This window comes from Microbacterium sp., from assembly GCF_035277845.1.
Lineage (GTDB): Bacteria > Actinomycetota > Actinomycetes > Actinomycetales > Microbacteriaceae > Microbacterium.
Map to the genome: position 1 here is coordinate 1 of NZ_DATEJS010000321.1, position 4,711 is coordinate 4,711.

Annotated in this window: 9 protein-coding genes; 6 read left to right on the forward strand and 3 right to left on the reverse strand. The window is 66.9% G+C overall.

Annotated elements, in window-relative coordinates:
• Positions 1-123: 123 nt before the first annotated feature.
• Positions 124-612 (reverse strand): YajQ family cyclic di-GMP-binding protein, encoded by a 489-nt coding sequence (locus tag VJR25_RS14145; RefSeq protein ID WP_324116107.1) that lies wholly within the window; start codon positions 610-612, stop codon positions 124-126.
• Between the two features lie 80 nt (positions 613-692).
• Between VJR25_RS14145 and VJR25_RS14150 the strand changes: the two genes are divergently transcribed.
• From VJR25_RS14150 to VJR25_RS14160, 3 genes are all read left to right on the forward strand, one after another.
• Entirely contained in the window at positions 693-1,190 is a 498-nt protein-coding gene (locus tag VJR25_RS14150) for an FBP domain-containing protein (RefSeq protein WP_324116109.1), read from the forward strand.
• The gene (locus VJR25_RS14155; protein ID WP_324116111.1) at positions 1,187-2,089 is read left to right on the forward strand and encodes a carbohydrate kinase family protein; all 903 of its coding nucleotides are present in this window, start codon (positions 1,187-1,189) and stop codon (positions 2,087-2,089) included. The genes VJR25_RS14150 and VJR25_RS14155 overlap by 4 nt, the downstream gene beginning before the upstream one ends.
• A gap of 85 nt (positions 2,090-2,174) precedes the next feature.
• On the forward strand, positions 2,175-2,483 hold the full coding sequence (locus VJR25_RS14160; protein WP_324116113.1) for an ATP-dependent DNA ligase: 309 nt from the start codon (positions 2,175-2,177) through the stop codon (positions 2,481-2,483).
• Positions 2,484-2,751: 268 nt separating this feature from the next.
• Here VJR25_RS14160 and VJR25_RS14165 read toward each other — a convergent pair whose 3' ends face one another.
• Positions 2,752-2,967 carry a helix-turn-helix domain-containing protein gene (locus VJR25_RS14165; RefSeq protein WP_324116115.1) on the reverse strand — a complete coding sequence of 72 codons (216 nt, stop codon included), beginning with the start codon at positions 2,965-2,967 and terminating at the stop codon, positions 2,752-2,754.
• 45 nt (positions 2,968-3,012) lie between these two features.
• Between VJR25_RS14165 and VJR25_RS14170 the strand changes: the two genes are divergently transcribed.
• From VJR25_RS14170 to VJR25_RS14180, 3 genes are all read left to right on the forward strand, one after another.
• Positions 3,013-3,213, forward strand: a complete 201-nt coding sequence (locus tag VJR25_RS14170) for a hypothetical protein (protein ID WP_324116117.1) — start codon at positions 3,013-3,015, stop codon at positions 3,211-3,213.
• A gap of 1 nt (position 3,214) precedes the next feature.
• Positions 3,215-3,364 carry a hypothetical protein gene (locus VJR25_RS14175; RefSeq protein ID WP_324116119.1) on the forward strand — a complete coding sequence of 50 codons (150 nt, stop codon included), beginning with the start codon at positions 3,215-3,217 and terminating at the stop codon, positions 3,362-3,364.
• Positions 3,365-3,542: 178 nt separating this feature from the next.
• Positions 3,543-4,034 carry a hypothetical protein gene (locus VJR25_RS14180; protein WP_324116121.1) on the forward strand — a complete coding sequence of 164 codons (492 nt, stop codon included), beginning with the start codon at positions 3,543-3,545 and terminating at the stop codon, positions 4,032-4,034.
• Between the two features lie 23 nt (positions 4,035-4,057).
• On the opposite strand, the gene VJR25_RS14185 is transcribed toward VJR25_RS14180, so the two are convergent.
• On the reverse strand, positions 4,058-4,711 hold a 654-nt coding region (locus tag VJR25_RS14185; RefSeq protein WP_324116123.1), incomplete at its 5' end, for a DUF2510 domain-containing protein.

A 4,711-nucleotide genomic window follows, 5' to 3' on the forward strand; every position in this document is an offset into this window, starting at 1 on the left:
CGAGGCCATGTGCGCGTCGATGTCCAGCGACACGTCGAAAAGCGCCTCCACTGGGTACGGCGACTCGGTGACGAGCATGAACGTCGAAGGCACGCGTCGTCCGCGTCTCGGAACGAGCGGCGGTCAGCGGTAGTTGACGAACTGCAGGTCGACGTCGAGGTCGGCGGCGCGCAGCAGGCGCTGCACCTCCTGCAGGTCGTCGCGGCTCTTGGACTGCACGCGCAGCTCGTCGCCCTGGATCTGCGACTTCACGCCCTTGGGCCCCTCGTCGCGGATGATCTTGCCGATCTTCTTGGCGTTCTCCTGCGAGATGCCGTCCTTGAGCGTGGAGGTGATCCGCACCTCCTTGCCTCCCTGCACCGGCTCGCCTGTGTCGAGGCTCTTCAGCGAGATGCCGCGCTTGATGAGCTTGGACTGGAAGACGTCGAGCACCGCCTTGGCACGCTCTTCGGTGCTCGCCTTGATGAGGATGCTCTCGCCCGACCACTCGATGGACGCGCCCGTGCCCTTGAAGTCGTAGCGCTGCTCGACCTCCTTGCGGGCCTGGTTCAGTGCGTTGTCGGCCTCCTGGTGGTCCACCTTGGAGACGATGTCGAAACTCGAGTCAGCCATGCCCCCAGCCTACCGAGGCATCCGGGGGATCACCGGGGTGCAGCAACCCAGGGCGGCGGCCCGTTCGTAGACTGGCAACCATGTTCCCGATGACCGAAGCGGACGTTCGGGATTCGCTGATCAACGCCGACGCGGACGATCTGCGGATCATGGCGGTGCCGCATGATTTCCTGCTGCTGGACTGGGACCACCTCGACTTCCTCGCCTGGCGCGATCCGCGCACCCGTGGCCGCGGCTATCTGATCGTCGTGCATCGCGGCGACCCGGTCGGAGTCGTCCTGCGCGCAGCCGAGGGCCGATCGCGTGCGCGATCGGCGATGTGCAACCTGTGCCACACCATGCAGCCCGGCGACCAGGTGACGCTGTTCACCGCGCACAAGCCGGGCAAGGATGCCGGATCCGTCGGCACCTACATCTGCGCGGACATGACCTGCCACGAGACCGTCCGTCTCGCCGCCCCGCTCGCGCCGGGCGAACTGCGCGCCAGCGTCGACCGCCGCATCGACGGCACCCGCACCCGCGCCGAGGCCTTCGTCGAGAGCGTTCGCGAGTACGCGGTCAAGGGCGTCTCGTCGTGAGGGTCGTGGTCGTCGGCGACGCCCTCATCGACGAGCTTCGCGACGACCGCGGAGTGCGCGAGTTCGTCGGCGGAGCCGCGCTGAACGTCGCGGTCGGTCTCACCCGGCTCGGTGTGCCCACGACACTCATCGCCATGGTCGGCGACGACGAGGCCGGCGACCACATCCGCGGCTACCTGCGGGACTACGGGGTCGAGCTGCTCGCCTCGCCCGGCCCGTTCGGCTCGTCGCGGGCGGTGTCGACCCGCACCGGCGGCGAGCCCGTGTACGTTTTCAACGAGGCGGCGCAGAACCGTGCGGTCGTGTTCGGGGAGGCCGAACGGCGGGCGTGTCAGGATGCCGACCTGGTCGTGGTGAGCTGCTTCCCGTTCGACGATCCCGCTCAGGTCGAAGCGCTCGCCGACGCCGTCGGGTCGACCCCGCTCGCGATCGATCCGAATCCGCGAACCGGCATGATGTCCGACCTCGCGGAGTTCGTGCGCGGATTCGAACGTCTCGCGGCTCAGGCATCGCTCGTGAAGGTCGGCGAAGACGACGCCGCCCTGCTCTACCGTGTGCCCCTGGATGGGCTGCGCGACCGCCTTCGCGACCTCGGCGCCGCTGTCGTGCTCACCACCTACGGCCCCGCGGGGGCGGGGCTCGACGCGCCCGGGATGGAGATCACCGCGCCCATCTCGAAGCTGCCGGGCCGAATCGTCGACACGATGGGGGCAGGCGATGCGGTGCTGTCGGCGATCGCGGCATCCCTCGTCCAGGACTCGCCGGAAGGCGAGGACGAGTGGGGCGCCGCCCTGCACCGTGCCATGGACGTCGCTGCCGCGACGTGCCGTTTCGAAGGCGCCCTGCTGCGACTGCCGAGCGCGATCGACGACGACGAGCTGGAGCACTTCGGCAGCTGATCGGCCCGGGGGAGAGCCCCGCGCACACCCCCGCGGTTGCGCGTATCGTCGAGGTGAGGACGGATTGCGTACATCGGAGGCGGAGATGGGCAAGCTGACCTACGACGGAGTCCACGTCTACATCCCCGACCGGGCGCTCCATCACCTGCAGGTCGTGATGTCCGACAAACTGCGGCGCGGCGAGAGCTTCACGTTCACGTGGCGTGAGGATCCGAGCCTCGGGCACGGGCGCATGACGGTGTGGGTCACCGCCGACTCCACCCTGGTGTTCAAGTACGACGACCCGCGCCGGCCTCGGCTGAATCGACGGTGGCTCGAAGAGCTCGCGTACCTGGCGAACTCGAACGACGGCCTGCATCTCGTCCCGGAACCCGAGGAAGACCTCGACGAGTGACACGACGGTGACGAAAAGCCCCGGCCAGTGTCGCGTTTCTGCGTCTGACCGGGGCTTTTCCTTCCGTGGCGAGTGAGGGATTCGAACCCCCGAAGCATTCCGCGGCTGATTTACAGTGAAGGTCGACTCGTCCGGCGTTTTCGGCTGGTGTCCGACCGTATTGGCGGCACATGGCTGGGAGCCGTCGCGGGATGCGGCGCTGACTGCTCGTTCAGGCTCCCTTCCGCTGCCGCATGCACACACCGATGTGCACACGAGGCCGGTGCAGCTAGGCGTGCCCGTGCGGCACGGCGTCCGGCTCTTGACCCTCGATCCAAGCCTCCACGGTGGTGACCTTCCACCGCAGGTACCGGCCGACCTTGATCGCCGGCGGACCGTACGGGAGAGGACGAGACCGCCACTCGTAGATCGTCTTGACGGGCACGCGGAGGATCTCTGCGACCTCGTCGATGGTCATCAGCGGGCGGATTGTCCGTTCATTCATCTCGGGAGGGTAGCCAACGCGGAGGGGCTTGGCCATGCTGGGCAGGTGGAACTGGATGAGATGATCCGGCGTGCGGCCGCACTCGGGGCTGACCACGCGGAAGCCGAGCACGCCGGATCCTCGGTGTCGAGGCTCTATTCAGGCCGGGATATTGCGCAGGTGCTCGGCCTGCCATCTGGCCTCGATGGTGACACCCTCGTAGCACTACGCGAGGCGTACGACGGTGGCCGACTGGACTACTGGTGACGTGATGCCGACTCGTGAGGAGTGCATCGACCTCGCGGCGGCGGCGTTCGCCGACATCCGGGAGCGAGAACGTCTCGAGCGCACCCGTGAGAGCATCAACGCTCCGGTCGATGCCGCGGGGTCCAATCGTGACTCCGGGGTGCAGGACTAGCAACCGTGCAGGCACCCGTGCGATACTGCCGCCATGACGGGGGCAGCACGGAGAATGAGAGTGGCGGCGCGCACGGCGTCGGAACGCAGGGTGCGAACGGTCGATCAGTATAAGGCGACTGGCGCTCGCATGCCTGACACGGCCGAGATGGCCCGCGTTCGTGCCTTCTATGCCGCCCGTGACGCTCGACTGGCATAGCGCAACTCGCGAGCACAGAGCGCATCTCAGTTCGTTTAGCTGCACACTTCCTGATCACGGGTACTTCGACGAGGACGAAGGATTCGTCTGCCACGACTACCCGTGGGAGCTTGAGGTGCAGGAATTCATCCGAGGGATGCACCCCAAGGTCGCGGCGCCCGACTGGCTCTTGGTCGGCTATGACGATGATGGGCTCGCCGCGGTTCTCGCCATGCGAGTGAGCCCGTTCGATCGATACGCGTTCATCCAGGCGATCGGCGTCGCGCAGCGCGCGAGTGGGAACGGCCTTGCAGGTGAGGCGATCACGATCGCGCCTCAGGTCATGGGGACTTTCTACAAGATGCGGTCCGACTTCATCGTTCAGGCACGTATCGATCCCATGAACTTCGCCGCCAAGAGCGTGGCCGAGCGTGCCGGATTTGACCACATCGGGTCGGATTACACCTACGAGACGTGGACCAAGCGCTACTGAGCAGGTCGTGCGCGGCGCAGGGGTCAGCCGAGGGTGAGTTGAAGGCCGTGGTTCATCTCGTCGTAGGACTCGGTCAGCATGCCGCGGTGGCTGACCTGCACCTGGTACAACTTCAGACCCGCAGGGACTCCGGGCACATCGAAGTTGAACGTGCACCCTCCGAGACCATCGGTCGCGGGAGTGCCAGGCTCGAGTGAGCTCGTGGCGAGCACTTTCCCGGATGCATCGTACACGTCGACCTGTGCGCCGGCGGTGATGTCGTCGTAGCCGTTCTGACCCGCGCACATGCCCTCGCCGAGGTCGAGGACGCCGGACCCATCGGTGAGGGTGAGCGACCCTGTCACGTCGAACGTTGGCGGCGCGGTGTGCGTGGGCTTCGGTGTGGGACGACTGGCCGCGGCGATGCCGCCGACGACACCCGCGACCACGACGACCGCTCCGACCGCGCTCAACGCCACCAGGAGCGGTCGACGCGTCGTCTTGGGTGGTTGTGACGTCGCAGCGTCGTTCGTCGCTGTGACGGGGGTCTGCGGTGCGGTGGGCGGTGCAGGAATGTCGAGCCAGCTCGTCCCATCCCAGTACCGCTGTTCGCCGTCCGGTGTCGGATACCAACCAGCCGCGGCCGGCTCCACGTTGTCGCTCATGATCAGCTGTTTCCTTCCCCCAAATGCCCAGTG

What these genes read in the sequence shown, in the direction of transcription:
- VJR25_RS14150 (WP_324116109.1), top strand. Translation starts at nt 693, where the DNA reads ATGTTCCCGATGACCGAAGCGGACGTTCGGGATTCGCTGATCAACGCC.
- VJR25_RS14160 (WP_324116113.1), top strand. Translation starts at nt 2,175, where the DNA reads ATGGGCAAGCTGACCTACGACGGAGTCCACGTCTACATCCCCGACCGG.
- VJR25_RS14165 (WP_324116115.1), bottom strand. Translation starts at nt 2,967, where the DNA reads ATGAATGAACGGACAATCCGCCCGCTGATGACCATCGACGAGGTCGCA.
- VJR25_RS14145 (WP_324116107.1), bottom strand. Translation starts at nt 612, where the DNA reads ATGGCTGACTCGAGTTTCGACATCGTCTCCAAGGTGGACCACCAGGAG.